Here is a 24,774-nt window from a genome sequence, read left to right on the forward strand (position 1 = left end):
CACCGGCCTGCAAGGAATGGCATGGCTGAAACCGCAATTATCACCCGCGTGCTGGACAGCGTGCAGCAGCTCGATGCCCAGGCCTGGAATGCGCTGCTGGCATCGCAGGCCGCGCCCACTCCCTTCATGCGCCACGAGTACCTGAGCGCGCTGGAATCCAGCGGCAGCGCCGTGCCGCAGACCGGCTGGGCCGGTCGCGTGGTCACGCTTTGGCAGGGCAGCGAGCTGGTCGCCGCCTGCCCGGTCTACGCCAAGGCGCACTCCTATGGCGAGTACGTGTTCGACTTTGCCTGGGCACGTGCCTACGCCCAGCATGGGCTGGACTACTATCCCAAGGGCGTGCTGGCCGTGCCTTTCACGCCCGTGCCGGGCAGCCGCCTGCTGGCGCGCACGCCCTTGCTGCGTGCAGCCCTGGTGCGCGCGGTGCGCGAATGGGCCCAGGCGCAGCAGCTGTCTTCGCTGCACCTGCTGTTCAGCGATGCAGAGGATCTGGCAGCCTGCGATGCCGACGGCTGGATGCAGCGCAGCACCGTGCAGTTCCACTGGAGCAACCAGGGCGCCGATGGCGCCGGGCACGGCGATTTCGACCACTTTCTGGCGACGCTGAACCAGGAAAAGCGCAAGAAGATACGCCAGGAAAGGCGCAAGGTGCATGAGGCCGGCGTGCGCTTTCGCGCCCTGCACGGGCCGGACATGGGCGCACAGGACTGGGCCTTTTTCTACCGCTGCCACGAGCGAACCTACCTGGAGCATGGCAACGCCCCGTACCTCGAACCGGCCTTCTTCGAGGCCATGGCGCGCCAGATGCCCGAGGCCTGGCTGATGTTCATCGCCGAGCGCGACGGCCAGCCCATGGCCTGCAGCCTGATCGCGCTGGATGCTGCGGCCGCAAGGCTGTCGGCCGGCCATCCGGACGGGCGCGCCCACGCGCCGCAGACCCCGCAGGGAACCGCCTACGGCCGCTACTGGGGTGCACTGGAGCGCGTGGATTGCCTGCATTTCGAGGCCTGCTACTACCAGCCCATCGCCTGGTGCATAGAACGCGGCATTGCGCATTTCGAGGGAGGCGCGCAGGGTGAGCACAAGATGGCGCGGGCACTGCTGCCCGTGGTCACCCCCAGCGCCCACTGGATTGCCCACCCGTCCTTTGCCGATGCCATCTCGCGCTTTCTGGACCGCGAGGGCGAGGGCATGGCCGGCTATCTGCAGGAGCTGCTGGCCCACAGCCCGCTGCGCCAGGGGTAGGGCTCAGAAGGTTTCCCAGTCGTCATCTCCCTGGCCGGGCTGGCGTGGTGCCGGCTTGCCGGCCTGCGTGGGTCCGGCGCGCGGCCGGATGGGGGGCGTGGCATCGCGCTCTAGCCGGCGTGCCAGCGTCTCGCCGCCTGCAGGCGCACCGCCGCCGCCCAGGGCCGCAGGCCGCGCAGGGCTGGCGGGTGGGGCGGGCCGGACAGGCGGGGCTGCGGGGCGCGCTGCGGGGCTGGCCTGTGCCGCCACCCTGTGCGGCACATGCGCATGGCTGTCCGTGGCGCCACGGGGCAACTGGAAGACGGCCACGGCCTCGACCAGGTCCTGCGCCTGCTTGCGCAGCGAGGCAGCGGCGGCCGCGCTTTCCTCGACCAGGGCCGCGTTCTGCTGCGTGGTCTGGTCCATCTGCGTGACGGCTTCGCCAACCTGGGCCACGCCGGAGCTCTGCTCGGTGCTGGCCGAGCTGATCTCGCCCATGATGTCGGTGACCCGGCCGATGGCGGCCACCACTTCGGTCATGGTCGTGCCTGCGCGATCCACCAGTTGCGAGCCCTGCTCCACACGCTCCACGCTGGCCGTGATCAGCGCCTTGATTTCCTTGGCGGCCTCGGCGCTGCGCTGCGCCAGCGATCGCACCTCGCCCGCGACCACGGCAAAGCCCCGGCCCTGCTCACCTGCGCGGGCCGCCTCCACGGCGGCATTGAGCGCGAGGATGTTGGTCTGGAAAGCAATGGAGTCGATCACGCCGATGATGTCGCCGATGCGCCGGCTGCTGTCGTTGATGCCCTTCATGGTCTCCACGGCCTCGGCCACCACGTCGCCGCCACGGCGCGCAACGCTGGATGCATTGAGCGCCAGCTGATTGGCCTGGCGTGCGTTGTCGGCGTTCTGGCGCACGGTGGAGCCCAGCTCCTCCATGGAGGCTGCCGTCTGCTCCAGGGCGCTGGCCTGCTCTTCCGTGCGGCTGGACAGGTCGGCATTGCCGGAGGCAATCTGCGCGCTGGCCGAGGCCACGCCTTCGGCGTTCTGGCGCACGCTGCGCACGGTCTGCACCAGGCTCGATTGCATGCGCTGCAGCGCTCCCAGCAGCAGGCCGGTTTCGTCATGGCGGTCGATGCGGATGGTCCCGCCCAGGTCGCCGTTGGCCACGCGGTCTGCGGCATCGACCGCATGCGCCAGCGGCGCGCGGATGGAGCGCGTCAGCCACAGGCCGGCCAGCACGGCCAGCAGCACGGCAGCCAGCGCCGCCACGCTGAGGACGACGACCGAGCGCCCGTACACGGCCTCGGCATTGCGGCTTTCCTGCAAGGCAGCATCACTGTTGAGCTTGACCAGTAGATCCAGCGTGTTCGACGAATCGTTGTAGAGCTTCAGTGACTCGCCGCCCAGCACCGCCTGGGCCTTTTCCTTCTCGCCCTGGCGCGACAGCGCCAGCACCTGCTGGCTCAGTTGCTGATAGCGCTCGCGTTCCTGGACCAGTTGCGCGTAGAGCCTGCGTTCTTCGTCCGATGACAGCAGCGGCTCATAGGCCTTCTTGCGCTCGGCCAGGCGGCGCTGCAGTTGTTCCAGCTGCTTTTCCGAATCGGTCTTGTAGGCGGCATCGTCATTGTTGACATGGCGCACTTCCAGAAGGCGCGTGCGCACGACATCGGTGCCGATCTGGTTGATCACTTCCACGCTGGGCATGGCGTTGCCCGTGATGACTTCCATGCTGGCGCGCATGGCGCGCAACTGCACCAGCGCCGCAGCCACCACGGCCAGCAGCAGCAGCACCAGCAGGCCGAAGGTGCCCAGCATGCGCGTTGAGATCTTGAGGTTTTTCACGTTCATCTTTCTTGTCGAAGTCCTGCCATCTTGTTGTGCCTAGCTTTGTGTTGCGCCATGGACAGGCGTCAGCCAGGCCCGGCGCGGACTTCGCAAAAACAGATCTGCCGCAACCGCGCAAGTCGGCTTGTTGGCAAGGATTGGAGAGGGAGAGCCACCGCGGTGGCGCGGTCCGCTGGAAGACTGATTGCCGCCAGGCGTGGCGGCCATGAGAACAAGGTGATCACGGGATACCCCTTCGTTCCTAGGGAGCGGCGCCGGAAGCCGCCATTGTTCACGCTGTAAGAATAGGACTACATCCACTTACATTCTGCCAGTATCCAGGCATTGTTCAGGACAAGTTCAGGGACTGGTAGTAGGCAGAAACCTTCACTGGCAGATTTGTGCCACAGCCTCTCGCTCCCGTCTTGCGCCAGCTCAGCGCCAGACACAAAAGAAAAGCGGCCCCATGCAAAGCATGGAGCCGCCAGAAAAGGGAGCCGAACTGCGCGTGAGGCCTCAGAACACGGCCCACTCCTCATCGTCGGCGGTGGTCGTCCTGGCGGCCTTGGTGGCCTTGGCGGGGGCGGCCGCAGCGATCTGTTGCGCCGGCCTGGCGGCCATGGGAGCCAGGGCCGGACGCGATGCCAGGGAGGCAACAACCGTTGCGCGCGATGCTGCGGCAGTCGCCACAGTGACAGCTGGCGCATCGGCAGCCGCCGTGCGAAATACCGAGACCGAGGCCACCATGGCCTGTGCCTGCTGCTGCAGCGACTGGGCGGCGGCGGCGCTTTGCTCCACCAGGGCCGCGTTCTGCTGCGTGGCCTGGTCCATTTGCGTGATGGCATCACCCACCTGGGCCACGCCCGCGCTCTGCTCGCTGCTGGCCGCGCTGATCTCGCCCATGATGTCCGTCACGCGCCGGATGGCGGTGACGATTTCCGACATGGTCTCGCCCGCCTTGTCCACCAGTTGCGTGCCCTGCTCCACGCGCTGCTCGCTGGCCTGGATCAGCGCCTTGATCTCCTTGGCCGCCTCGGCGCTGCGCTGGGCCAGCGAACGGACCTCGCCCGCCACCACGGCAAAGCCCCGGCCCTGCTCGCCTGCGCGGGCCGCCTCCACGGCGGCGTTCAGCGCCAGGATATTGGTCTGGAAGGCAATGCCGTCGATCACGCCGATGATGTCGGCGATCTGGCGGCTGCTGTCGTTGATGCCCTTCATGGTGTCCACCACCTGGGCAACGACTTCGCCGCCACGCGCGGCGATGCCCGATGCGGAGGCCGCCATCTGGTTGGCCTGGCGCGCGCTGTCGGCGTTCTGCCGCACGGTGGCGCCCAGTTGCTCCATGGAGGCTGCCGTTTCCTCCAGAGCGCTGGCCTGGCTTTCGGTGCGCGCCGACAGATCGGCATTGCCCTGGGCGATCTCACCGGCGGCCAGTGCCACGCCCTGCGCGTTGCCGCGCACCTCGCCCACCAGCTCGGCGAGCTTGCGGCGCATGTCTTCCTGTGCGTTGATGAGCTGGCCCATTTCGTCGCGGCGGCGGCTGGTGACCGGCGTCTCCAGATGGCCGGCCGCCACGTTGCGCGCCACATGGACGGCCTGGGCGACGGGGCCGGTCACGGCACGCGTGATGGCCCAGCCCACCAGGGCTGCAATGGCCACCACCACGGCCAGCGTGCCCAGCACCCAGATGCGGGCGAGGTCAAAGCCGGCCTGCGCCTGCTGGCGGGCCTGCTCGCCCGCCTCGCGCTGCAGGGTCAGCAGGCGGCCGGCGCTTTCGGCCAGCTTGCCGAACTGCGCCTCGGATTCGCCGGCAAACATCAGCCCCATCTCGTCGGCCATGAAGGCCTGCTCCTCGGTGGTCGAATAGTTGCCGGCACGCGCGCGCTCCAGCAGGCGCGCATGCATGGCCAGGAACTGCTGCTTGAAGCCGAGGTAGTCGTCAAAGGCCGCGCGCAGGGCCTGCTGGTCGATCAGCGCACGCAGAGCCGTCTCATGCTCGCCGATGGTCTGCAGCCGGTCCTGCACTTGCTTGGCAAAGCCATCGACCTCGCCCAGGCTGCGCGCCGAGGCGATGCCGGCCTCGTGGCGGCGCAGGCGGTTGTACTCGGAGCGCATGGCGCCCGCATGGAACATGCTGGGCAGGGCCACATCCGACAAATGCAATGCGTTGCGGTGCATCTGCGCCAGTTGCAACCAGGCCACCGCCCCCAGGATGGCCGAGAACAGGACCATGACGAGGAATCCCATGCCCAGCTTCGTGCCCATGCGCCAATCTGCCAACTTCATTTGCTCGCTCCCGGGCCGATGTCCCCATCAGCGCCTGATTGATCTGCCAAAACCTTGATCCACGACAAAACAAAAAACGCACCCGGCGCGTAGGCAACGGGTGCGTTTCAAATTGTATCAACTGCGAAGCGGGCATTTACCTCAGCGCAGTTGAGACTCCCTCAACGGGAGTGAAAAGGATCAGCCCTTGTAGTTGGCGATGCCGTCCACGACTTCCTTCTTGGCCTCGTCCACGCCCTTCCAGCCCAGCACCTTGACCCACTTGCCCTTTTCCAGGTCCTTGTAGTGCTCGAAGAAATGCTGGATCTGCTTGAGGGTGATCTCGTGGATGTCTTCCAGCGTGTTGATCTTGTCGTAGGCGGGCAGCAGCTTTTGCGTGGGCACGGCCAGGACCTTGCCGTCCACGCCGGACTCGTCTTCCATCAGCAGGATGCCGATGGGGCGGCAGGCCACGACCACGCCCGGGGGCAGCGGGAAGGGCGTCATCACCAGCACGTCCACCGGATCGCCGTCGCCGGACAGCGTCTGGGGCACATAGCCGTAGTTGGCCGGGTAGTGCATGGCCGTGCCCATGAAGCGGTCCACGAAGACGGCGCCGCTTTCCTTGTCCACTTCGTACTTGATGGGATCGGAGTTGGCCGAGATCTCGATGACCACGTTGAAGGTTTCAGGAGCGTTCTTGCCCGGTGTGACTTTGTCGAAAGACATGATGGATGAGGAGAGTTGAAACAAAAAAGCCCCCGCAGGGGGATAGCAGCGTGATTTTAGGCGCAGGCACACGCCCCCACGGATGGCTCCGCAGGAACGCCTGCCATGCTACGGCGCCAAGCCTGCGCCAAGCTTGCAGCGCCCGGGCCGTTTTCAGGCGTGTGCGCCGCCCGCGCGCCGTTGCACGGGCCCGCTGCGCTGCTCCACCGCATGCTGCACTTCGCGGCGCAGGCCCAGGGCAAAGCCCAGCTCGGCCAGCACGAACAGCGGCCCGATGACCAGGCCCACGATGTCATCCAGGAAAGCCGGCTTGCGGCCCTCGTAGTAATGGCCCACGAACTGGATCACCCAGCCCACGGCGAAGATGCCCAGGCCCCAGCCCAGCCAAGCCCCCATCGGCAGCATGGCGATGGGCTGGGCCAGCGCCAGCATCAGGGCAAGCACCAGGGCCATGGCGATGCCGTAGCGCAGGTCCAGCAGACAGTAGTAGATGCCTGCCGCCAGTGCCGCCAGCAGGGCCAGGCTCAATGGCAGCTCGGGCAGGCCATCGCCCAAGGGGGCAGCCCACTGCAGGCGGGCCAGCAAAATCACCACCGCCCACATGATCAGCGGCACGCCGACGAAGTGCGTGAGGATGTTGCGTGGATCACGGTGATAGTCCGCGTACTGGGACAGTTGGTCGATGAGGGTTTTCATAGGCTGCACCTGCGGTGGATGTTGCGCAACCATGGTGGTGTCATCAAGGATTGGCGTCTGTCATGGATCCGACACAAGCCTCATCGCACACCTCGGGCTTACCCGCACCCGCTCCGGCAGCTCCGGCAGCCCACGCCACCCCGCGCGGCGTACGGCGCCGTGCTGCGGCCGGCCCGCCGGGCATGGCCGATCTCTGGGCCACCATCGAGGCGGGCCGCTGGTTCCACGCCCTGCCGCCGGAGCTGGGTGCACAGCTCAAGGCACTGGCCCAGCCCCGCACGCTGGCGGCAGGCGACTGGCTGTTCCGGCGCGGCGACCCGCCCTGCGGCCTGTATGCGGTGGCGCGTGGCGCGCTCAGCATCTCGGGAACGGCTGCCTGCGGCGAGCAGGCCCGCACGGCGCTGCTGACCCTGGTGGAGCCTCCCATGTGGCTGGGGGAAATCGCGCTTTTCGATGGAGCCGAGCGCACCCACGATGCCCAGGCAGCCACGGCCTGCACCGTGCTGCACGTGCCCCAGGCCCCATTGCAGGCATGGCTGGCGGCCCATCCCGAACACTGGCAGGTGCTGGCCTTGCTGCTGACCGACAAGCTGCGCGTGTGCCTGATGGCGCTGGAGGAGCACACGCTGCTGCCTGCGCCGCAGCGTCTGGCGCGGCGCCTGGTGCGCATGGCCGAAGGCTTTGACCAGTGGCAGCCGGACGGCCAGGGCCGCCAGCGCTGGCGCCGCGAGCTGGATGTTTCCCAGGAACAGCTGGCGCGCATGCTGGGCCTGTCGCGCCAGACGACCAACCAGATCCTGCAGGAGCTGCAGCAGGCCGGTTGCCTGCAACTGCGGCGCGGCAAGATGGAGGTGCTGGACCGGCAGGGCCTGCGCGACGCGGGCTGGCCCGAGGACTGAAGCCACTGAAGCCACCAAGGCGAGCGAGGGAACGCAGCAACGCCCGGGACTGGACAAGCGGCGCGGGCACCCCACAATCGGGCTCCATGCAATACCACTACATCGGCAATGCGTCCGTGCCCACGGAGTCGGGGCGCACGATCCCCGTGCTGGACCCGTCGGACGGGCAGGCTTTCGACGAGCTGCAGCGCGGCTCGCCCCAGGACATCGACCTGGCCGTGCGTTCGGCGCGCGAGTGCCAGGACAGCGTCTGGAGCAAGCTTTCTGCCGCAGAGCGCGGTCGCCTGCTGATGCGCCTGTCGGGCAGTGTGCTCCAGCATGCCGATGAGCTCACGGCCATTGAGCAGCGCGACTGCGGCAAGCCCACGCGCCAGGCCCGTGCCGATGTGCTGGCGCTGGCGCGCTACTTCGAGTTCTACGCCGGCGCCTGCGACAAGCTGCACGGTGAGACCCTGCCCTACCAGCAGGGCTACAGCGCCCTGACCTGGCGCGAGCCCCACGGCGTGACCGGCCACATCGTGCCCTGGAACTATCCCATGCAGATCCTGGGACGCAGCGTGGGCGCGGCGCTGGCCGCCGGCAATACCTGTGTGGTCAAGCCCTCGGAAGACGCCTGCCTGTCCGTGCTGCGCGTGGCGCGGCTGGCCACCGAGGCAGGCTTTCCAGCCGGCGCCTTCAACGTGGTCACCGGCCTGGGTCACGAGGTGGGCGAGGCCCTGGCGCGCCATCACGGCGTAGACCACCTGAGCTTCACGGGCAGCCCCGGCGTGGGCACGCTGATCCAGCAGGCGGCTGCCGAGCGCCACTGCCCCGTCACGCTGGAGCTGGGCGGCAAGAGCCCGCAGATCGTGTTTGCAGACGCGGACCTCGATGCCGCCGTGCCCGCCATCGTCAACGCCATCGTGCAGAACGCGGGCCAGACCTGCTCGGCAGGTTCGCGCGTGCTGATCGACTCGCTGATCTACGAGCCGCTGCTCGAACGCCTGGGCCAGGCCTTCGAGGCGCTGCGCGTGGGCCCGGCCGCCATGGACCTGGACCTGGGGCCGCTAATCCGCGCCAGCCAGCAGCAGCGCGTCTGGGATTTCCTGTCCGACGCCCAGGTGGCCGGCATTGCCGTGGTGGCGCAGGGCCAGATCGTCGAGGATGCGCCCGACAGCGGCTTTTACCAGGCGCCCACCCTGCTGCGCGACGTGCCGCCCGAGCACCGGCTGGCGCAGGAAGAGATTTTCGGCCCCGTGCTCTGCGCCATGCCCTTCCATGACGAGGACCATGCCGTGCAACTGGCCAACGGCACGGCCTACGGCCTGGTGGCCGGCCTGTGGACGCGCGACGGCGCGCGCCAGCTGCGTCTGGCGCGGCGCCTGCGCTGCGGCCAGGTCTTCGTCAACAACTACGGGGCGGGTGGCGGCGTGGAGCTGCCCTTCGGCGGCGTCAAGTCCAGCGGCCATGGCCGCGAAAAGGGCTTCGAGGCGCTCTACGGCTTTACCACGCTGAAGACCGTCGCCATACGGCATGGCTGATCTTCGCGCATGACGGAAAATCGCGGGATGCCCGGCGCCAGCCGGCAGCCCGCGACAGAAAGAACAGCTTCCCCCATGCCCTTGTCCCCCATTCCCGACCGCACGCCCCAGCATGAACGCGACGTGCGCTACCGCAGCTACGCCCGCGCCGACGGCCTCTGGGATATCGAAGGCGAGCTGCGCGACAGCAAGACCCATGACATCGAACTGAGCGGCGGCCGCCACATGCCCGCCGGCACGGCCATACACCACATGTGGATACGCACCACGGTCGATGCCCGCCTGGCGGTGCAGGCCATCGAGGTCGTCATGGATTCCCACCCGCTGGGCCACTGCCCCGAGGCCACGCGGGCCCTGCAGAAAATGGTGGGCTGCAGCATGGCGCGCGGCTGGCGCAAGGCCATCAACGAGAACCTGGGCGGCGTGGCCAGCTGCACGCATCTGCGCGAGCTGCTGTTCAACATGGCCACGGCCGCCTTCCAGTCCGTGCCGGGCGTCTTTGGCGATGCCGACCCCAGCCAGCCGCCACGCCACCTGGGCCAGTGCCTGGGCTGGGACTTCAACGGCCCCGGCGTGGCGCGCTATTACCCGCAATTCGTGGGCTGGCAGCCCAGCACAGGCGGCGCGACCCCGATCCCGGCGACCACAGCAACCACCGAAACCCAGGGGGCCTGACCCCCCGACCGAGGAGCAAAGCCCGATGCGTGTCCAGGACAAATCCATCATCGTCACAGGCGCCGGCAGCGGCATCGGGGCCGGCATCGCAAAGCGGCTGGCCGCCGAAGGTGCCCGGGTCATCGTCAACGACATCGACCGCGAGGCCGGCACGCGCGTGGCACAGTCCATCACCGCCGAAGGCGGCCGGGCACTTTTCGTGCAGGCGGACATGACAAGCAGCGAACAGGTCAAGGCCCTGGTGCAGGCCACGCTGCAGGCGCATGGCCGGCTCGATGCCTTCGTCAACAACGCGGGCTGGACGCACCGCAACCGCCCCATGCTCGAAGTCAGCGAGGCCGAGTTCGACCGCGTCTACGCCATCAACGTCAAGAGCATCTACCTCTCTGCCGTGCACGGCGTGCCCGCCATGCGCGCCAACCCGGCGCTGGCCGATGGCCGCCCTGGCGGCGGCAGCTTCATCAACATCGCCTCCACGGCCGGCCTGCGCCCTCGGCCGGGGCTGACCTGGTACAACGGCTCCAAGGGTGCCGTCATCATCACCAGCAAGTCCATGGCGGCCGAGCTCGGGCCCGAGAACATCCGCGTCAACTGCATCAACCCCGTGTTCAACCCGGACACCGGCCTGGCCGCCGAGTTCGCCGGCGGCCCGGTGGACGAGGAGCGCCGCGCGCGCTTTCGCGCGACGATTCCGCTTGGCCGCTTTTCCACAGCGCTGGACGTGGCCAATGCCGCGCTGTATCTGGCCAGCGACGAGGCCGCCTTCATCAGCGGCACCTGCATCGAGGTGGACGGAGCGCGCTGCGTCTAGACACAGATCAAGAACTGCAGGCTTGCGCAGTGCCTGGACATAGGCATTCGGGCAAAATCGCAGGCATGGCAGAACGAGTGATCCCCCTGGTCGACGAGCGCTCCCCCACGCGCCCGGCCGCCGTGCCAAGTCTGCTGCAGACGCCCACCGGCGATCTGCAGGACAGGCTTGGCCGGTCGCTGCGCGACCTGCGCATCAGCATCACCGACCGCTGCAACTTCCGCTGCAGCTACTGCATGCCCAAGGAAGTCTTCGACAAGAACTACAGCTACCTGCCGCACGGCTCGCTGCTGAGTTTCGAGGAAATCACGCGCACGGCGCGCCTGTTCGTGCAGCACGGCGTACAGAAGATCCGGCTGACGGGCGGCGAGCCGCTGCTGCGCAAGAACGTGGAAACGCTGGTGGAGCAGCTCTCCGCCCTGCGCACGCCCGGCGGCCAGCCGCTGGACCTGACGCTGACCACCAACGGCTCCCTGCTGGCCCGCAAGGCCCGCGCGCTCAAGGACGCGGGCCTGAACCGCGTCACCGTGAGCCTGGACGGGCTGGACGACGCGGTGTTCCGCAGCATGAACGACGTGGACTTCCCGGTCTCCGACGTGCTGGCCGGCATCGAGGCGGCCCAGGCCGCGGGCCTGACCAACATCAAGGTCAACATGGTGGTCAAGCGCGGCACCAACGAAGACCAGATCCTGCCCATGGCGCGCCACTTCCAGGGCACGGGCGTGACCTTGCGCTTCATCGAATACATGGATGTGGGCGCGACCAACGGCTGGCGCATGGACGAGGTCCTGCCCTCCGACGAGGTCATCGCCCGGCTGCGCGCCGAACTGCCCCTGGTGCCGCTGCAGCCCAGCGCCACCGGCGAGACGGCGGTGCGCTGGGGCTATGCCGACGCGCGCGGCCTGCACGACCCGTCGCTGGGCGAGGTCGGCGTGATCAGCAGCGTCACCCATGCCTTTTGCGGCGACTGCAACCGCGCGCGCCTGTCCACCGAAGGCCGGCTGTACCTGTGCCTGTTCGCCTCCGAAGGCTGGGATCTGCGCAGCCTGCTGCGCAGCGGCGCCAGCGATGCCGAGGTCGCCTCCGCGCTGGCCCCCATCTGGCAGCAGCGCAGCGACCGCTACTCCGAACTGCGCGCCAGCCTGCCGGCCAGCACGGGCACGCAGCGCAGGCGCATCGAGATGAGCTACATCGGCGGCTGATCCGTGCGGCGTGCGCGGGGCGTCGGCGCCCCGCCATCGCCGCCCCGCCCCCTACTCCTTTTCCCGCTGCTCCCTCCCGCCCCACATGCCCCCTTCTTCCCATCCCGCTCCCCTGCAGGCCCCCCTGCCCCTGAACGACATCACGGGCTGCGTGCTGGCAGGCGGGCGCGGCATGCGCATGGGCGGCATCGACAAGGGGCTGCAGCCCTTTCTGGGCCAGCCGCTGGCGGCCCATGCGCTGGACCGCCTGGCGCCCCAGGTCGGGCATCTGCTGATCAACGCCAATCGCCATGCCGAGGCCTATGCGCAATTGGGCGCGGCCCACGGTGCTCCGGTCTGGCCCGATGCCGAACCCGACTATCCCGGCCCGCTGGCCGGCTTCCTGAGCGGCCTGATGCACTGCCGGACGCCCTGGCTGGTCTGCGTGCCATGCGATACGCCGCTGTTCCCGCTGGACCTTGTGGAGCGGCTTGTGCAGGCGGCGCTGTCGCAGCAGCCTGCGGCCGACATCGTCGTCGCCCATGGCTGGGAGCGCTCGCTTGACGCAGATCAATCCCTGCTGCGAGCCCAGCCCGTGTTCTGCCTGATGCGGTCATCGCTGCGTGATAGTCTGCAATCGTTCATACGTTCGGGCGGCCGCAAGATCGATGCATGGACGGGCCAGCACCGCTGCGCCACGGCCCTCTTCGACCGCGCAGGCGACAGCCCGCTGGCCTTTGCCAACGCCAACACGCAGCAGGAGCTGCAGGCGCTGGCGTGCGCCGCAGCCACCCCGTCGTAGTGCCCCACGCCGCCGGCCCGCACGCCGCCTTGCCCAACCGGATTCCGTTCTGATGACAGCATCCTTCCAGCCCGCATCTCCCACCACCGCATCCACCCAGGACCTGAGGGTCGATCAGGCCCTGACACAGCTGGCCAGCCTGCTGCAGCCCCTGGGCCCGGTGGCAGAGTTGGAGACGCTGGCGCTGGCTGATGCGCTGGACCGCGTGCTGGCCGAAGACATCGTCTCCCCCGTCGATGTGCCAGCGCATGACAACGCCGCCATGGATGGCTATGCCTTCGATGGCGGCCAGCTGCAGGCAACTCACGCCGGTTCGCCCGCTGCACCGCTGGTGCTGCGCGTGGTCGGCCAGGCCCTGGCCGGCAAACCCTGGCACGGCACCGTGCAGGCCGGCGAGTGCATCAAGATCATGACCGGCGCCGTGTTGCCGAGCGGGCTGGACACGGTGGTCGCGCATGAACGCACCGTGTCCGCAGGCACTGACCACATCGGCATTCCGGCAGGCAGCGTGCGTGCCGGGGACAACCGGCGCCTGCGCGGTGAGGACCTGAGCCTGGGCCGCGTGGCCCTGGCGGCGGGCCAGCGCCTGCATCCCGCGGCCCTGGGCCTGATCGCCAGCCTGGGCCAGCCCCAGGTGCGCGTGCGCAGGCGGCTGCACGTGGCCTATTTCTCCACGGGCGATGAAATCCTCCACCCCGGCACGGCGCCGCGCGAGGGTGCGGTCTACGACAGCAACCGCTTCAGCCTCATCGGCCTGCTGCAGCGCATGGGCGTGCAGGTGCTGGACCTGGGCGTGGTGGCCGACGAGCCCGAGGCCCTGCAGGAGCGCCTGCGCGAAGCCGCCTCTTTGGCCGACGTGGTGCTGACCAGCGGCGGCATCAGCGCAGGCGAGGCCGACCACACGCGCGCCATGCTGCAGCGCATGGGCTGCGTGCACTTCTGGCGACTGGCCATGCGGCCGGGCCGGCCGCTGGCCGTGGGCCTGCTGCAGCCCGATGCGGGCACGCCGTTTGCCGCAAGCCGCACGCCTGCACGCACCACGGTGCTGATCGGCCTTCCCGGCAATCCCGTGGCCGCCATGGTCAGCTTTCTGGTCTTTGTCCGTCCGGCGCTGCTGCAGCTCATGGGCGCTGCGCAGGCAGCTGCCGAGCCGGCCGCCCTGCCCCAGGCCGTGGCTGCCCATGCGCTGTCCAAGCGGCCAGGCCGCACCGAGTACCAGCGCGGCCTTCTGTCCACAGGCGCCGATGGCCGCTGCCTGGTCCGCACCACCGGGCCGCAGGGTTCGGGCGTGCTGCGCTCCATGGCCGAGGCGGACTGCCTCATCGTGCTCGAACATGAGCGCGGTGCCGTGCAAGCCGGCGAAACCGTGTCCATCCTGCCGCTGCAGGCCTTTCCCTGACAGGAGATTCCCATGCCCTTCCAGTCCAAGCACCTGACCGACGCCCCCGATCGCAGCACCGTCGACACGCTGCCCGGCGCTACCTTGCTGGAGTTCGGCACCGCCTGGTGCGGCCACTGCCAGGGCGCGCAACCGCTGATTGCCCAGGCGCTGGATGCCGCCCCGCAGGTGGCCCACATCAAGGTGGAAGACGGCCCCGGCCGGGCCCTGGGTCGCAGCTACCGCGTCAAGCTTTGGCCCACCCTGATCTTTCTGCGTGACGGGCAGGAGGTGCAAAGGCTGGTGCGGCCCCAGCACGCCCGCGAGATCGCGGACGCGCTGGCCCGCATTACCGCCCAGCCCTGACGCTTGCGGCGCGGCCGCTGCCTGTGTATCGCCGACAATGGCCCGCATGCCGCCTCAAAAGAAGCCAACCGAATCCGCGCCCAAGAAGCCCCGCCGCAACAGCGGCCGCCCGCTGGCCGACGATGCCGTGGGACGGGACATCATCCTGCAGACCACGGTCAACCTGCTCAAGACCCGCACGCCGGAGCAGCTGAGCATTCTGGAAATCGCGGCGGCAGCCGGTGTCACGCGTGCCCTGGTGCGCTACTACTTCAGCAGCCTCAAGGGCTTGCTGCAGGAGGTGACGGAGTCCCTGATGCGCGAGTTGCAAAACCGCATGGAAGTGGCGCTCAGGACGCAGGGCACGGTGGAAGAGCGCGTCTACCAGCGCCTGCTGCTGCGGCTGGATTTCATGCGTGAGCACCCGCAGTTCGAGCGGCTGGCGCTCTCCGAGATCTACCACTACGAAAGCGAAGAAGAGCCGCCGCCCTCGGGCACGCCGCTGCAGCGCATCACGCGGCGCGGGCTGGAGCTGACCTCGACCATGCTGATGGACGGAGCGCAGGCCAGCCACCCGGCACAGGTGGACCCGCGCTTCATCCACCTGGCCATCCTCAGCATTTCGGCCTTCCTGCCCACGGCACGGCCGCTGCTGGCCGAGCTGTTCGGTGAGGGACCCGAGGCAGACCAGCAGATCGAGCGCTACCTGCGCTTCATGTCCCATCTGCTGGCCGAGCGCATCAGGCAGGATGCGCCGGCGCAAGACCACCCTCCGTCCCCGGGCCACCACCCGGGATGACTTGCGCCGGCGCCCGCTGCTTCCTCCCTCCTTTCGTTCAGCGCCTGTTCAATCTAGTCCGGCTGTATGCCCAGCTCCTTGACCAGCCGCCCGAAGCGCTCGAAATCGCCGGCACTGGTCTTGCCCAGGCGCTGGGGCGGACCGCCCACAGGGACGGTTCCCAGCGTGGCCATGCGCGCCACCACGTCGGGCATCCTGAGGATCTCGTTGAGGTGGGTGTTCAGCAGCTTGACCACCTCGGCGGGCATGTTCCTGGGGCCGAACAGGCCATACCAGGCGGTCAGCTCCACGTCCTTGTAACCCAGCTCGGCCAGCGTGGGCACGTCGGGCGCCAGCGGTGAGCGCTGGGCGTCGGCCACGGCCAGCGCCACCAGCTTGCCGCCGGGCAGATAGGGAGCGATGGAGCCCAGCGTGCTGTAGGTGAAGGGCACATGGCCGCCCACCACATCGGTGACGGCCGGCGCCACGCCCTTGTAGGGAATGGCCTCGAAGCGGGCGCCCGTGGCGCGCCGGACCATCTCGCCGAGGAAGTGCATGGGCGAGCCATTGCCCGGCGTGGCATAGCCCAGCGAGCGGCCTTGGCTGGAGGAGATGGCCTCCTTGAAGCTGCGCACGCCCGCACCGGGCCCGGCGACGAGGAACAGCGAAGTGGAGCCGACCTCGATCACGGGCGTGAAGCCATTGAGCACGTCGTAGCCGTGGCCCGCGCCCAGCTTGAGCACCAGTTGGGCCATGGCAAAGGTATTGGGCGCCAGCAGCAGCGTGTAGCCATCGGCCGGTGCCTTGGCCACGAAACTGCTGCCTATGGTGCCGCTGGCGCCCGCGCGGTTGTCCACGAGCACGGACTGGCCGATGCGGGCCGACAGCTTCTCGCCCAGCAGCCGCGCCAGCGCGTCGGTATCGCCGCCTGCGGGGTAGGCCACGACGATGGTGACCGGCTTGTGGGGGTAGGTCTGGGCCTGCGCCGGACCGGCGAGCAGCGCCAGGGCCATGGCCGCGCCCAGGGCGAGCGTTCTGCGTTTCGCTTTCATGGAGAGGGCTTTCATCGTGGTTTTTTCATTGTCAGCAAAGTTCGTTGCCGGGCTCAAGCCTGGCGTATCGCCACACGGTGCATCCGCCGCGCTGCGGGGTGGTAGTCATTGACCGCGTAGTGCTGCGTGGCCAGGTTGTCCCAGATGGCCACCGAGCCCTTGCGCCAGCGAAAGCGCACCTGCCATTCAGGCACCTTCGCCAGCCCGCTGAGCATGGCGATCAGGGCCGCGCTCTCGTCGCTGGTGACGCCTTCTATGTGCGTGGTGTAGAGCGAGTTCACAAAGGCCACGGGCAGCCCGGTGACCGGGTGCTCCAGGACCACGGGCTGCTCCAGCGGCGGATGCTTGAGGCGGGTGGCGCGATAGGCCTCGCCAGACGGATCTCGGCGCATCAGGCTTTGCCTGAGCGCTGGCGCCTCCCAGTTGTGGGTGGCGCGCAGCTTGCGCAGATAGGCCTGCAGCTCGGGCGCCAGCGAGGCGAAGGCCGTGGTCATGCTGGCCCACATGGTGTCGCCGCCCGTGGGCGGCACGTCCACGGCGTAGAGGCAGGCACCGGCGGGCGGCTTGGTCTGCCAGGTCAGGTCGGCATGCCAGATGTCGGTGCCGGTGCGCGTGCCCTGGCTGATCAGCAGCTCGACATGGGGATCGTCCGGGTGCGAGGGAAAGGTGGAGGACACGGGCTCTACCTTGCCGAACACCTGGGCCACGCGCACCTGCTGCGCAGGGTCCAGCGTCTGGTCGCGGAAGAAGATGACCTGGCGCTCGGCCAGCAGCCGGCGCAGCGCGTCCGCATGGTCATGCACCTGCGCCGGGTCCGAGAGATCGATGCCGTAGATCTCCGATCCTATGCACGGGGTGATGTGTTCGACTTGCATGAAATTCCTTTTCTCGAAAAAAACGGGGTTGGGGTGGTGATCAGGTGGACGCGATGTCCTGCGGCAGCGGCATGGAGCGGAACCGGCGGCCGGTGGCATGGAACAGGGCCGTGGCCACGGCAGGCGCCGTGGGGCCCAGGGCCACTTCGCCGCAGCCCTGGGGCGGCCGATCGCTCTCGACCAGTACCACCTCCACGCGGGGCATTTCGGACAGTTGCAGCAGCGGGTAGTCGTGGAAATTGCTTTGCTGCACCACGCCCTTGTCAAAGCCCAGCCGGCTCTTGAAGGTGTTGGTCAGCGCAAAGCCGATGCCGCCTTCGACATTGGCCTTGACCAGTCCCGGGTTGACCACACGGCCCGCGTCGATGGCGCAGATGGCGCGCTCCAGCCGCACGCGGCCTTCCACAACACGCAATTCCATGACCAGCGCGACGAAGGTCTGGAAGCTCTCGCCCCGCCCCGTGTATACGTTGAAGGTCATGGCGCGGTGCAGCCCTGCCGGTGCGGGCTGCTCCCAGCGCGCGGCCCGCGCCGCCGCATCCAGCACGCCCAGTGCCAGCGGCTGGCCGGCCAGCAGGCGGCGCCGGTACTGGTAGTCGTCCACGCCTGCGGTGTGGGCCAGCTCGCTGATGAAGCTTTCCAGGAAGAACACGCTGGACGTGGAGCCCACGCTGCGCAGATAGCTCAGCGGTATGGGCTGCTGCACGTCCACGGCATCCACCAGCAGGTTGGGCACGCCGTAGATCAGGTCGTAGATGGACTCGACCATGGTCTCGTCCCAGCCGCCTGCATCGGCCATCTTCTTGGGGTTGATGGCCCCGTACAGCGACTGGCCCGAGATGCGCGCATGCAGCGCGGCAGGCAGGCCGTCGGCGCCCAGCACGGCACTCAGCCGCCCCGAGGCACCGGGCCGGTAGTAGGAATGCCGTATGTCGTCCTCACGCGAGCGGATGACCTTGACGGGCCGGCCCACGGCCTTGGATGCCGCTGCTGCATGCAAGGCGAAGTCGGGCATGTACTTGCGCCCGAAGCTGCCGCCCAGGAAGGTGGTGTGCACGATGACCTTGTCCGCAGGCACTCCGCAGGCCTTGCCCAGTTCGCCACGCAGGAAGTCCTGGCCCTGGTAGGGCCCCCAGGTCTCGACCTCGCCGTCGCGCACATGGACAGTGGCGGCCAGCGGCTCCATGGTGGCGTGCGTGATGTAGGGCGAGTGGTAGTCGGCCGTGATCGGCTTGCCCGCCGCCAGCATTTCGCGCGGCTTGCCCAGGCTGCGGGCAACGACGGCCTTGTCGTTCGACAGGCCTGCGACGAACTGCGCATGGATGCGCTCGCTGTCCACGCCGGCCGCCGCGCCGGCGTCGAATTCGATGTCCAGCGCGTCGGCGGCCTGCTTGGCGATCCAGTACGAATCGGCCACCACGACCACGGTGCTGGGCTCGGGGTCGGGCCACTGCGTGGTGCGCACGATGGCATGCACGCCGGGGCGCGCGCGCACCTCTGCCTCGTTGCGGATGCGCACGATGCGCCCCGTCACGCTGGGCGCCATGCGCACGGCGCCGATCAGCATGCCGGGCACCTCGACATCGATGCCGAAAACCGCGCTGCCATCGACCTTGGCCGGGGTGTCCACCCGGCGCAGGTTGCGGCCGATCAGGCCCTGCTCGGAAGCCGACTTCATGCGCGGGCGCGCGGCGATGGACAGCCTGGAGGCATCGGCCACGATCTCGCCGTAGCCCACGCTGCGGCCCGTCGCGGAGTGCAGCACGCGGCCGGCGCGCGTGCTGCACTGGGATGCCCGCACGCCCAGCCGGGCCGCGCCGGCACGCAGCAGCACATCACGGGCCTGGGCACCGGCCAGGCGCATGCGCTCGTAGAAATAGTTCATCGACATCGACGCGCCCACGAACTGCTGGAACGGCATCTCGCCCGCATCGTTGCGATAGGCGTCGCGCCCCGTGACGAAGCGCACGGTCACGCTGGCCCAGTCGGCATCGAGCTCGTCGGCCAGCACCTGGGGCAGGCCCGTGTAGATGCCCTGGCCCACCTCGCACTGCGACACGCCGATCACGACCTGGCCCGAAGGCTCGATCCAGACCCAATCGCCGATGGAGGAGGCCGTTGCTGCCGCTGCACCGGCCTCCGCTGGCGCGGCCTGCGCCAGCGGAATCAGCAGGCTGCCGGCAGCAGGCGCCACCAGCAGCGCAGCAGCGCTCTGGAGCAGATGCCTGCGCCGCAGCGAGATGGCAGAGCCGGCCGTGCGGCCCCGTTCATTGCTTGGACGCTGCGGCATGGATGGCCTCCCGGATGCGGTGGTAGGTGGCGCAGCGGCACAGATTGGTCATGGCCTCGTCGATCTGCGCATCGGTGGGCTGTGGATGGGTCTTGAGCAGCGCAGCAGCGGCCATGACCATGCCGGACTGGCAGTAGCCGCACTGCGGCACGTCCTTGTCCATCCAGGCCTTCTGGATAGGGTGGGAACGGTTGCTGGACAGCCCTTCGATGGTCGTGACCGCCTTGCCGCCCACCGTCGAGACGGGCAGCACGCAGGAGCGCACCGGCTCGCCATCGACATGGACCGTGCAGGCCCCGCACATGCTGATGCCGCAGCCGAACTTGGTGCCGGGCAGCTTGAAGTGATCGCGCAACACCCACAGCAACGGGGTCTGCCCGTCGCCGTCAAAGGCCACGCTTCGGGAATTGAGGGTGAATTTCATCGTGGGGTCTCCAATGCGCCCGCATCAACCGGGCTGCATGTCTCATGCCTCTCAGAACGAGTGGTGTATGCCTGCCGCAATCACGGTCTGCGTGCGCCCGCTGGCAACGCCCACGGAATTCATCGCCGCCACGCCATCCGAGGCGCGCTGGTGCGTGACCGAGGCATGCAGCTGCGTGCGCTTGGAGAAGGCATAGCGCGCGCCCAGGTGGACCTGGTTCCACTTCGTCTGCTCGAAGCGGCTGAAGGAGTAGCCCGTGTTGATGGTCACGGACTGGCTGGTCTGCCAGGCCAGGCCCAGGTCGAGCGCGCTCATGTTGCTGGAGGCTGCGCCGTACTTGAGCGTGGAGCGCGTCAGCAGCGCGTTGAGCCGGACCGGAAGCGCATCGAGCTGGTAACCGCCGCCGATGCCCAGCACCTGGAAGGTATCGAGCACCAGGGGGCGGCCCGCCACCAGGTCCTGGCCCAGCGCGTTCGCCAGGCCCGTGCGCCCGGCGATATCGAAGGCACGGCCACGCGCATCGGTGTAGGCCACGGCCAGATTGAGCTTGGCACTGGAATAGCTGCCCATGACGCTGTAGGTACGGTTGGCCTGCGAGCGGCCCGGCACCTCGCCAAAGCCGTACTGCGCGCCGAACTGCATGCCGCCCATCCTGGGCGTCAGGTAGACCACGGAGTTGTCCACGGGGAACTGGCTGGACAGGCCGTCCAGGTTGCCGGGGTGGTAGAGATAAAAGTTGTAGAGCTGATAGCCGTTGCCCCACTGGCTCAGCGTGCCGGCCGTGAAATCGACCTGGCGACCCAGCCGCACCGAGCCCATCGACGCGCTGTCCAGACCCACCCAGGAAGCCCGGTTGAAGTAGCTGGTCGGCGAGATCGGCGAGCCGATGTCCGTGAGGAATCCGTTCTCCAGCTGGAACGAGGCCTTCATGCCACCGCCGAGGTCCTCCGAGCCGCGCAGGCCCCAGAGGTCAGGCTGGGAAATGGCCGAATCCATGCGCGTCAGCCGGCTCCCGCGCACATCGCTGATCCAGGGCATGGTCAGGTCCATGCTGCCGTACAGCGTCACCGAACTCTGGGCCAGCGCCGCTCCCGCGCCGCCCAGCATCGCCAATGCGGCAATTGCTTTGTATTTCATCGCAAGGCTCTTTCATCGTGAGATGGTTAAAAATTCCACAAGTGGCAATTTTGGACACCACGCCACGGAAGATGCCTGGCAAGGCGCGAACTAATTTCCACTTATGGAAATATTAGCTGCGCGGGCCGAATTCTGGTTCTGGGGTTTTCATCTACCGCGTTGTAGGTAGGTCTCGGGAGGTGGAAGCAAGGGACGGGCATTGCACCCGCCCCCGCACCAGGCGCTCAGCGCCCCAGTGCCTGGTCCACGCCCTTGTTGGCCAGGGCGTCTGCCCGCTCGTTGCCAGGGTCGCCTGCGTGGCCCTTGACCCAGCGCCAGTCGATGCGGTGGCCGCCGCCCTGGACCAGGGCGTCCAGCCGCTGCCACAGCTCGACGTTCTTGACCGGCTCCTTGGAGGCCGTCTTCCAGCCCTTGGCCTTCCAGCCATGGATCCATTCGGTGATGCCCTTGAGCACGTACTGGCTGTCGATGTAGAGCACCACATCGCAGGGCCGCCTGAGCGCGGACAGCGCCTCGATCACGGCCATCATCTCCATGCGGTTGTTGGTCGTGTTCAGCTCGCCGCCGAACAGCTCTTTCCTGGCGCTGCCGGCCTCCAGCACCACGCCCCAGCCGCCGGGACCCGGATTGCCCTTGCAGGCGCCGTCCGTGTAGATAACAACTTGATTCAAAAAATTTCCTTGGGTTGAATGACCCGGCCTTCAGGCCGGTTGGAATGCGGATCGCTGCCCTGCACCGCCTGCGCCGGCATGCGGTGGGCCACAGGCACGGAGGCGCCCGACACGGCTGCGCGGCCACGCCAGGCAGGCTCCAGCATGCGTGCGCCTGGCACGCGCTTGACGGCCACCACGCAGTACACACCGCCCAGCATGGGCCAGCCCAGCCGCCCCACGCGGTCCATGAACTGCCAGCGCCGCAGCCAGCGATCCGTCTGCACGGCAGGACGATAGCAGCCGAACTGCACGGCCTCGATCTCGAAGGCCAGCAATCGCAGCCAGTCGCGCAGCCGCCAGTAGCCCACGCCCCAGCCCACATCGGGCAGATACACGCCGCGCTCGGCACGGCGCTGCACGCCCAGCAGACTGGCGGGGTTGAGCCCGCACACGACGATACGGCCCTCGGGCATCAGCACCCTGGCCGCCTCGCGCAACACGGCATGCGGGTCCGGCGAGGTCTCCAGCGTGTGCGGCATGACGACGAGGTCGAGGCTGGCCTCGGAAAACGGCAGCGCGGCCGGATCGGCCAACAGCGCCACGGGCACCTCCAGCGGCGGCACGCCCTCGGCTGGCACCGCATCCTGCATGGAATCCAGGGCCAGCCAGCGATGCGGCATGCGATTGGCGCGCAGCCCCTGGAGCATGGGCATGCCCAACTGCAGGCTGTGATAGCCGAAAATATCGGCCACCGCCTCGTCGCAGCGCTGCTGCTCCCATTCCAGCAGGTAGTGGCCGAGGGCAGATTGCGTCCAGTGATGCGTCCCTATAATTTTGCTGCTCATGAACCTGTTGCCCATCCCCGCTTTTTCCGACAACTACATCTGGCTGCTGTACGACGCAGGGCAGGCCCTGGTCGTCGATCCCGGCGATGCAGCGCCCGTGCTGGCCAGCCTGCGCCAGCTGGACTTGCAGTTGCAGGGCATTTTAGTCACCCACCACCATGCCGATCATGTCGGCGGCGTGGCGCAGCTGCGCCAGGCCACGGGCGCCCAGGTCTGGGGCCCCGCCTACGAGCAGTTGCCCGAGCCCGTGCAGCGCGTGCAGGGTGGCGATACAGTGCAGGCCCTGGGCGGCCCCTGGCAGGTCATTGACGTGCCCGGCCACACCAGCGGCCACATCGCCTTCTACAGCACGGCGGCGCAGGCGCAGCCCGTGCTGTTCTGCGGCGATACGCTGTTTTCAGGGGGGTGCGGGCGCCTGTTCGAAGGCACGCCGCAGCAGATGCAGCAATCGCTGGACGATCTGGCCGCGCTGCCGGACAACACCCTGGTCTGCTGCGCACATGAGTACACAATGTCCAACCTGCGCTTTGCGCAGGCCGTGGAACCAAACAACCAGGCCCTGGCTCACTACCAGAGGCATTGTCAGGCGTTGCGCGAGGCCGGCCGGCCCACGCTGCCTTCCCTGATGGAGACCGAGCGCTCCATCAATCCCTTTCTTAGAACGCGCGAATCCGCAGTGGCCGCCGCCGCCGCAGGCTTCGACGCACAGGTGAGACAGCAGGACCCCGCCAGCGTGCTGGCCGGCCTGCGTCAATGGAAAAACGTCTTCTGATGAAACTGCTACACACCCTGCTGCTGGGCAGCCTGCTGGCTCTTGCGGGCTGCGCCACCACCAGCAGCCCGGACCTGGCCAGCACGGCCCCCGCCCCCAGCACCGCACCGCACTCCCCGATGTACCCCAACGGACCGCTGAGCCCGCTGGGCACAGGCAGCGCCGGCAACGGCGGCGTGGCCTCGCTGGAGACCACGGGCGATCTGTGGGTACGCATTCGCCAGGGCTTCGCCATGCCCGACCTGGACCAGGATCTGGTAAAGGACCGCGAGCAGTGGTATGCCAGCCGGCCCGACTACATACAGCGCATGACCGAGCGCTCCAGCAAGTACCTGTTCCACATCGTCGAGGAACTGGAGCGGCGCAACATGCCCACCGAGCTGGCGCTGCTGCCCTACATCGAGAGCGCCTTCAACCCGCAGGCCGTCTCCACCGCCAAGGCGGCCGGCATGTGGCAGTTCATGCCGGCCACCGGCACCTATTTCGACCTCAAGCAAAACGCCTTCCGCGACGACCGCCGCGACGTGCTGGCCTCCACGCGCGCCGCGCTGGACTACCTGCAAAAGCTCTACGACATGTTCGGCGACTGGCACCTGGCCCTGGCCGCCTACAACTGGGGCGAAGGCAGCGTGGGCCGCGCCATCAAGCGCAACGAGAAGCTGGGCCTGCCCACGGGCTACACCGACCTGCAGATGCCGGCCGAGACCCGCATGTACGTGCCCAAGCTGCAGGCCGTCAAGAACATCGTGGCCAACCCCGATGCGTTCAACACCGAGCTGCCGCTGATCGAGAACCACCCCTACTTCCAGACCGTCACCATCACCCGTGACATCGACGTGGAACTGGTGGCCAAGCTGGCCGACGTGTCGACCGATGACTTCAAGGCGCTGAATCCCAGCTTCCGCAAGCCGGTGATCTTTGCGGCCGGCACGCCGGAGATCCTGCTGCCCTGGGACAACGCCAAGGTGTTCCGCCGCAACATGCAGGCCTTCGACGAAGGCCAGTACGCGAGCTGGACCGTGTGGACCGTGCCTTCCACCATCAGCGTGGCCGAGGCGGCCCAGCGCGTGGGCCTGGGCGAGTCCGACCTGCGCGCCCTCAACAACATCCCGCCCCGCATGCTGATCAAGGCCGGCTCCGCGCTCATGGTGCCGCGCGGCGCCAACGTGCGTGCCGACGTGGCCGGCCACGTGGCCGACAACGGCCAGATCAGCTTTGCCCCCGAGATCGTCACGCGCCGCACCACCATCAAGGCCCGCAAGCGCGACACGCTGATCAGCGTGGCCAACCGCTACGGCGTCAGCGCATCCAATCTGGCGGACTGGAATGACCTGAAGTCCTCCGCCACCCTGCATGCCGGCCAATCGCTGGTGGCCTACCTGCCGGTGCGCGCCAGCAGCGGCGGCAATGCCCGGGCGGCCAAGTCCACCGGAACCGCACGCAAGGTGGCCGTGCAGCCGCAAAACCGCAACGCCAAGGTGTCGGTCACCACGGCGCCGCGTGGCGGCAAGCCATCCAAGGTGAAAAAGCGCTGAAGGCGCTGAAGGCACCGCCATTGCCCCACTCCAAAGAGCCCGCTTTCGCGGGCTCTTTTGC

General features: G+C 68.2%; 23 protein-coding genes. 12 read left to right on the top strand and 11 right to left on the bottom strand.

Features of this window, described 5'->3' with window-relative positions:
• The first annotated feature begins 21 nt into the window (after positions 1-21).
• Positions 22-1,245: a GNAT family N-acetyltransferase gene (locus CLV01_RS22860; protein ID WP_099733126.1), complete on the top strand. Its 1,224-nt coding sequence runs from the start codon at positions 22-24 to the stop codon at positions 1,243-1,245.
• 3 nt (positions 1,246-1,248) lie between these two features.
• On the opposite strand, the gene CLV01_RS22865 is transcribed toward CLV01_RS22860, so the two are convergent.
• The 4 genes from CLV01_RS22865 to CLV01_RS22880 all read right to left on the bottom strand — a co-directional run bounded on the left by CLV01_RS22865 (position 1,249) and on the right by CLV01_RS22880 (position 6,741).
• Positions 1,249-3,075: a methyl-accepting chemotaxis protein gene (locus CLV01_RS22865; RefSeq protein WP_099733125.1), complete on the bottom strand. Its 1,827-nt coding sequence runs from the start codon at positions 3,073-3,075 to the stop codon at positions 1,249-1,251.
• A gap of 492 nt (positions 3,076-3,567) precedes the next feature.
• Complete coding sequence (locus tag CLV01_RS22870) at positions 3,568-5,337, bottom strand: methyl-accepting chemotaxis protein (protein WP_099733124.1); 1,770 nt, start codon at positions 5,335-5,337, stop codon at positions 3,568-3,570.
• A 180-nt stretch (positions 5,338-5,517) separates the two neighbouring features.
• Complete coding sequence (gene ppa, locus CLV01_RS22875) at positions 5,518-6,045, bottom strand: inorganic diphosphatase (protein WP_012206678.1); 528 nt, start codon at positions 6,043-6,045, stop codon at positions 5,518-5,520.
• A 153-nt stretch (positions 6,046-6,198) separates the two neighbouring features.
• The gene (locus CLV01_RS22880) at positions 6,199-6,741 is read right to left on the bottom strand and encodes an Mpo1 family 2-hydroxy fatty acid dioxygenase (protein ID WP_012206679.1); all 543 of its coding nucleotides are present in this window, start codon (positions 6,739-6,741) and stop codon (positions 6,199-6,201) included.
• Between the two features lie 62 nt (positions 6,742-6,803).
• On the opposite strand from CLV01_RS22880, the gene CLV01_RS22885 reads away from it, so the two are divergent.
• From CLV01_RS22885 to CLV01_RS22925, 9 genes are all read left to right on the top strand, one after another.
• Entirely contained in the window at positions 6,804-7,640 is an 837-nt protein-coding gene (locus CLV01_RS22885; protein WP_012206680.1) for a Crp/Fnr family transcriptional regulator, read from the top strand.
• Positions 7,641-7,726: 86 nt separating this feature from the next.
• Positions 7,727-9,160 (top strand): aldehyde dehydrogenase family protein, encoded by a 1,434-nt coding sequence (locus tag CLV01_RS22890; RefSeq protein ID WP_099733123.1) that lies wholly within the window; start codon positions 7,727-7,729, stop codon positions 9,158-9,160.
• 75 nt (positions 9,161-9,235) lie between these two features.
• The gene (locus CLV01_RS22895) at positions 9,236-9,835 is read left to right on the top strand and encodes a DUF2889 domain-containing protein (RefSeq protein WP_099733122.1); all 600 of its coding nucleotides are present in this window, start codon (positions 9,236-9,238) and stop codon (positions 9,833-9,835) included.
• A 25-nt stretch (positions 9,836-9,860) separates the two neighbouring features.
• Positions 9,861-10,646: an SDR family oxidoreductase gene (locus CLV01_RS22900; protein ID WP_099733121.1), complete on the top strand. Its 786-nt coding sequence runs from the start codon at positions 9,861-9,863 to the stop codon at positions 10,644-10,646.
• 65 nt (positions 10,647-10,711) lie between these two features.
• Entirely contained in the window at positions 10,712-11,848 is a 1,137-nt protein-coding gene (gene moaA / locus CLV01_RS22905) for a GTP 3',8-cyclase MoaA (RefSeq protein ID WP_013801490.1), read from the top strand.
• Positions 11,849-11,933: 85 nt separating this feature from the next.
• Entirely contained in the window at positions 11,934-12,629 is a 696-nt protein-coding gene (gene mobA, locus CLV01_RS22910; protein WP_099733120.1) for a molybdenum cofactor guanylyltransferase MobA, read from the top strand.
• A 52-nt stretch (positions 12,630-12,681) separates the two neighbouring features.
• On the top strand, positions 12,682-14,028 hold the full coding sequence (moeA, locus tag CLV01_RS22915) for a molybdopterin molybdotransferase MoeA (protein ID WP_099733119.1): 1,347 nt from the start codon (positions 12,682-12,684) through the stop codon (positions 14,026-14,028).
• A gap of 12 nt (positions 14,029-14,040) precedes the next feature.
• The gene (locus CLV01_RS22920; RefSeq protein ID WP_099733118.1) at positions 14,041-14,373 is read left to right on the top strand and encodes a thioredoxin family protein; all 333 of its coding nucleotides are present in this window, start codon (positions 14,041-14,043) and stop codon (positions 14,371-14,373) included.
• Between the two features lie 46 nt (positions 14,374-14,419).
• A complete protein-coding gene (locus tag CLV01_RS22925; RefSeq protein ID WP_225970995.1) occupies positions 14,420-15,151 on the top strand; it encodes a TetR/AcrR family transcriptional regulator in 732 nt (243 codons plus the stop codon).
• 53 nt (positions 15,152-15,204) lie between these two features.
• Here the strand turns inward: CLV01_RS22925 and CLV01_RS22930 are convergent, their stop codons facing one another.
• The 7 genes from CLV01_RS22930 to CLV01_RS22960 all read right to left on the bottom strand — a co-directional run bounded on the left by CLV01_RS22930 (position 15,205) and on the right by CLV01_RS22960 (position 22,406).
• On the bottom strand, positions 15,205-16,182 hold the full coding sequence (locus CLV01_RS22930) for a Bug family tripartite tricarboxylate transporter substrate binding protein (protein WP_099735071.1): 978 nt from the start codon (positions 16,180-16,182) through the stop codon (positions 15,205-15,207).
• A 53-nt stretch (positions 16,183-16,235) separates the two neighbouring features.
• On the bottom strand, positions 16,236-17,057 hold the full coding sequence (locus CLV01_RS22935) for a TauD/TfdA dioxygenase family protein (protein ID WP_012206690.1): 822 nt from the start codon (positions 17,055-17,057) through the stop codon (positions 16,236-16,238).
• A gap of 40 nt (positions 17,058-17,097) precedes the next feature.
• Positions 17,098-19,347: a xanthine dehydrogenase family protein molybdopterin-binding subunit gene (locus tag CLV01_RS22940; RefSeq protein ID WP_099733117.1), complete on the bottom strand. Its 2,250-nt coding sequence runs from the start codon at positions 19,345-19,347 to the stop codon at positions 17,098-17,100.
• The gene (locus CLV01_RS22945; protein ID WP_012206692.1) at positions 19,325-19,771 is read right to left on the bottom strand and encodes a (2Fe-2S)-binding protein; all 447 of its coding nucleotides are present in this window, start codon (positions 19,769-19,771) and stop codon (positions 19,325-19,327) included. Before CLV01_RS22945 ends, CLV01_RS22940 begins: the two co-directional genes overlap by 23 nt.
• Before the next feature lie 51 nt (positions 19,772-19,822).
• Entirely contained in the window at positions 19,823-20,908 is a 1,086-nt protein-coding gene (locus CLV01_RS22950; protein ID WP_065346092.1) for a porin, read from the bottom strand.
• Between the two features lie 224 nt (positions 20,909-21,132).
• A complete protein-coding gene (gene rnhA / locus CLV01_RS22955) occupies positions 21,133-21,579 on the bottom strand; it encodes a ribonuclease HI (protein ID WP_013801482.1) in 447 nt (148 codons plus the stop codon).
• Positions 21,576-22,406 carry a class I SAM-dependent methyltransferase gene (locus tag CLV01_RS22960; protein ID WP_099735070.1) on the bottom strand — a complete coding sequence of 277 codons (831 nt, stop codon included), beginning with the start codon at positions 22,404-22,406 and terminating at the stop codon, positions 21,576-21,578. The genes rnhA and CLV01_RS22960 overlap by 4 nt, the downstream gene beginning before the upstream one ends.
• Between CLV01_RS22960 and gloB the strand changes: the two genes are divergently transcribed.
• Positions 22,405-23,178, top strand: coding sequence for a hydroxyacylglutathione hydrolase (gene gloB / locus CLV01_RS22965; protein WP_012206696.1), 774 nt, complete (start codon positions 22,405-22,407; stop codon positions 23,176-23,178). The genes CLV01_RS22960 and gloB overlap by 2 nt on opposite strands.
• The gene (locus CLV01_RS22970; protein WP_012206697.1) at positions 23,178-24,713 is read left to right on the top strand and encodes a transglycosylase SLT domain-containing protein; all 1,536 of its coding nucleotides are present in this window, start codon (positions 23,178-23,180) and stop codon (positions 24,711-24,713) included. The genes gloB and CLV01_RS22970 overlap by 1 nt, the downstream gene beginning before the upstream one ends.
• The last annotated feature ends 61 nt before the right edge of the window (positions 24,714-24,774 follow it).

It is taken from the genome of Delftia sp. 60, assembly GCF_002754395.1.
In the GTDB taxonomy this organism is placed as follows: domain Bacteria; phylum Pseudomonadota; class Gammaproteobacteria; order Burkholderiales; family Burkholderiaceae_C; genus Comamonas; species Comamonas acidovorans.

What these genes read in the sequence shown, in the direction of transcription:
- CLV01_RS22950 (WP_065346092.1), bottom strand. Translation starts at nt 20,908, where the DNA reads ATGAAATACAAAGCAATTGCCGCATTGGCGATGCTGGGCGGCGCGGGA.
- CLV01_RS22880 (WP_012206679.1), bottom strand. Translation starts at nt 6,741, where the DNA reads ATGAAAACCCTCATCGACCAACTGTCCCAGTACGCGGACTATCACCGT.
- CLV01_RS22865 (WP_099733125.1), bottom strand. Translation starts at nt 3,075, where the DNA reads ATGAACGTGAAAAACCTCAAGATCTCAACGCGCATGCTGGGCACCTTC.
- moeA (WP_099733119.1), top strand. Translation starts at nt 12,682, where the DNA reads ATGACAGCATCCTTCCAGCCCGCATCTCCCACCACCGCATCCACCCAG.
- CLV01_RS22890 (WP_099733123.1), top strand. Translation starts at nt 7,727, where the DNA reads ATGCAATACCACTACATCGGCAATGCGTCCGTGCCCACGGAGTCGGGG.
- CLV01_RS22940 (WP_099733117.1), bottom strand. Translation starts at nt 19,347, where the DNA reads ATGCCGCAGCGTCCAAGCAATGAACGGGGCCGCACGGCCGGCTCTGCC.
- CLV01_RS22895 (WP_099733122.1), top strand. Translation starts at nt 9,236, where the DNA reads ATGCCCTTGTCCCCCATTCCCGACCGCACGCCCCAGCATGAACGCGAC.
- CLV01_RS22920 (WP_099733118.1), top strand. Translation starts at nt 14,041, where the DNA reads ATGCCCTTCCAGTCCAAGCACCTGACCGACGCCCCCGATCGCAGCACC.
- moaA (WP_013801490.1), top strand. Translation starts at nt 10,712, where the DNA reads ATGGCAGAACGAGTGATCCCCCTGGTCGACGAGCGCTCCCCCACGCGC.
- CLV01_RS22935 (WP_012206690.1), bottom strand. Translation starts at nt 17,057, where the DNA reads ATGCAAGTCGAACACATCACCCCGTGCATAGGATCGGAGATCTACGGC.
- CLV01_RS22970 (WP_012206697.1), top strand. Translation starts at nt 23,178, where the DNA reads ATGAAACTGCTACACACCCTGCTGCTGGGCAGCCTGCTGGCTCTTGCG.
- CLV01_RS22945 (WP_012206692.1), bottom strand. Translation starts at nt 19,771, where the DNA reads ATGAAATTCACCCTCAATTCCCGAAGCGTGGCCTTTGACGGCGACGGG.
- mobA (WP_099733120.1), top strand. Translation starts at nt 11,934, where the DNA reads ATGCCCCCTTCTTCCCATCCCGCTCCCCTGCAGGCCCCCCTGCCCCTG.
- CLV01_RS22930 (WP_099735071.1), bottom strand. Translation starts at nt 16,182, where the DNA reads ATGAAAGCGAAACGCAGAACGCTCGCCCTGGGCGCGGCCATGGCCCTG.
- CLV01_RS22885 (WP_012206680.1), top strand. Translation starts at nt 6,804, where the DNA reads ATGGATCCGACACAAGCCTCATCGCACACCTCGGGCTTACCCGCACCC.
- CLV01_RS22960 (WP_099735070.1), bottom strand. Translation starts at nt 22,406, where the DNA reads ATGAGCAGCAAAATTATAGGGACGCATCACTGGACGCAATCTGCCCTC.
- CLV01_RS22870 (WP_099733124.1), bottom strand. Translation starts at nt 5,337, where the DNA reads ATGAAGTTGGCAGATTGGCGCATGGGCACGAAGCTGGGCATGGGATTC.
- CLV01_RS22860 (WP_099733126.1), top strand. Translation starts at nt 22, where the DNA reads ATGGCTGAAACCGCAATTATCACCCGCGTGCTGGACAGCGTGCAGCAG.
- gloB (WP_012206696.1), top strand. Translation starts at nt 22,405, where the DNA reads ATGAACCTGTTGCCCATCCCCGCTTTTTCCGACAACTACATCTGGCTG.
- CLV01_RS22925 (WP_225970995.1), top strand. Translation starts at nt 14,420, where the DNA reads ATGCCGCCTCAAAAGAAGCCAACCGAATCCGCGCCCAAGAAGCCCCGC.
- CLV01_RS22900 (WP_099733121.1), top strand. Translation starts at nt 9,861, where the DNA reads ATGCGTGTCCAGGACAAATCCATCATCGTCACAGGCGCCGGCAGCGGC.
- ppa (WP_012206678.1), bottom strand. Translation starts at nt 6,045, where the DNA reads ATGTCTTTCGACAAAGTCACACCGGGCAAGAACGCTCCTGAAACCTTC.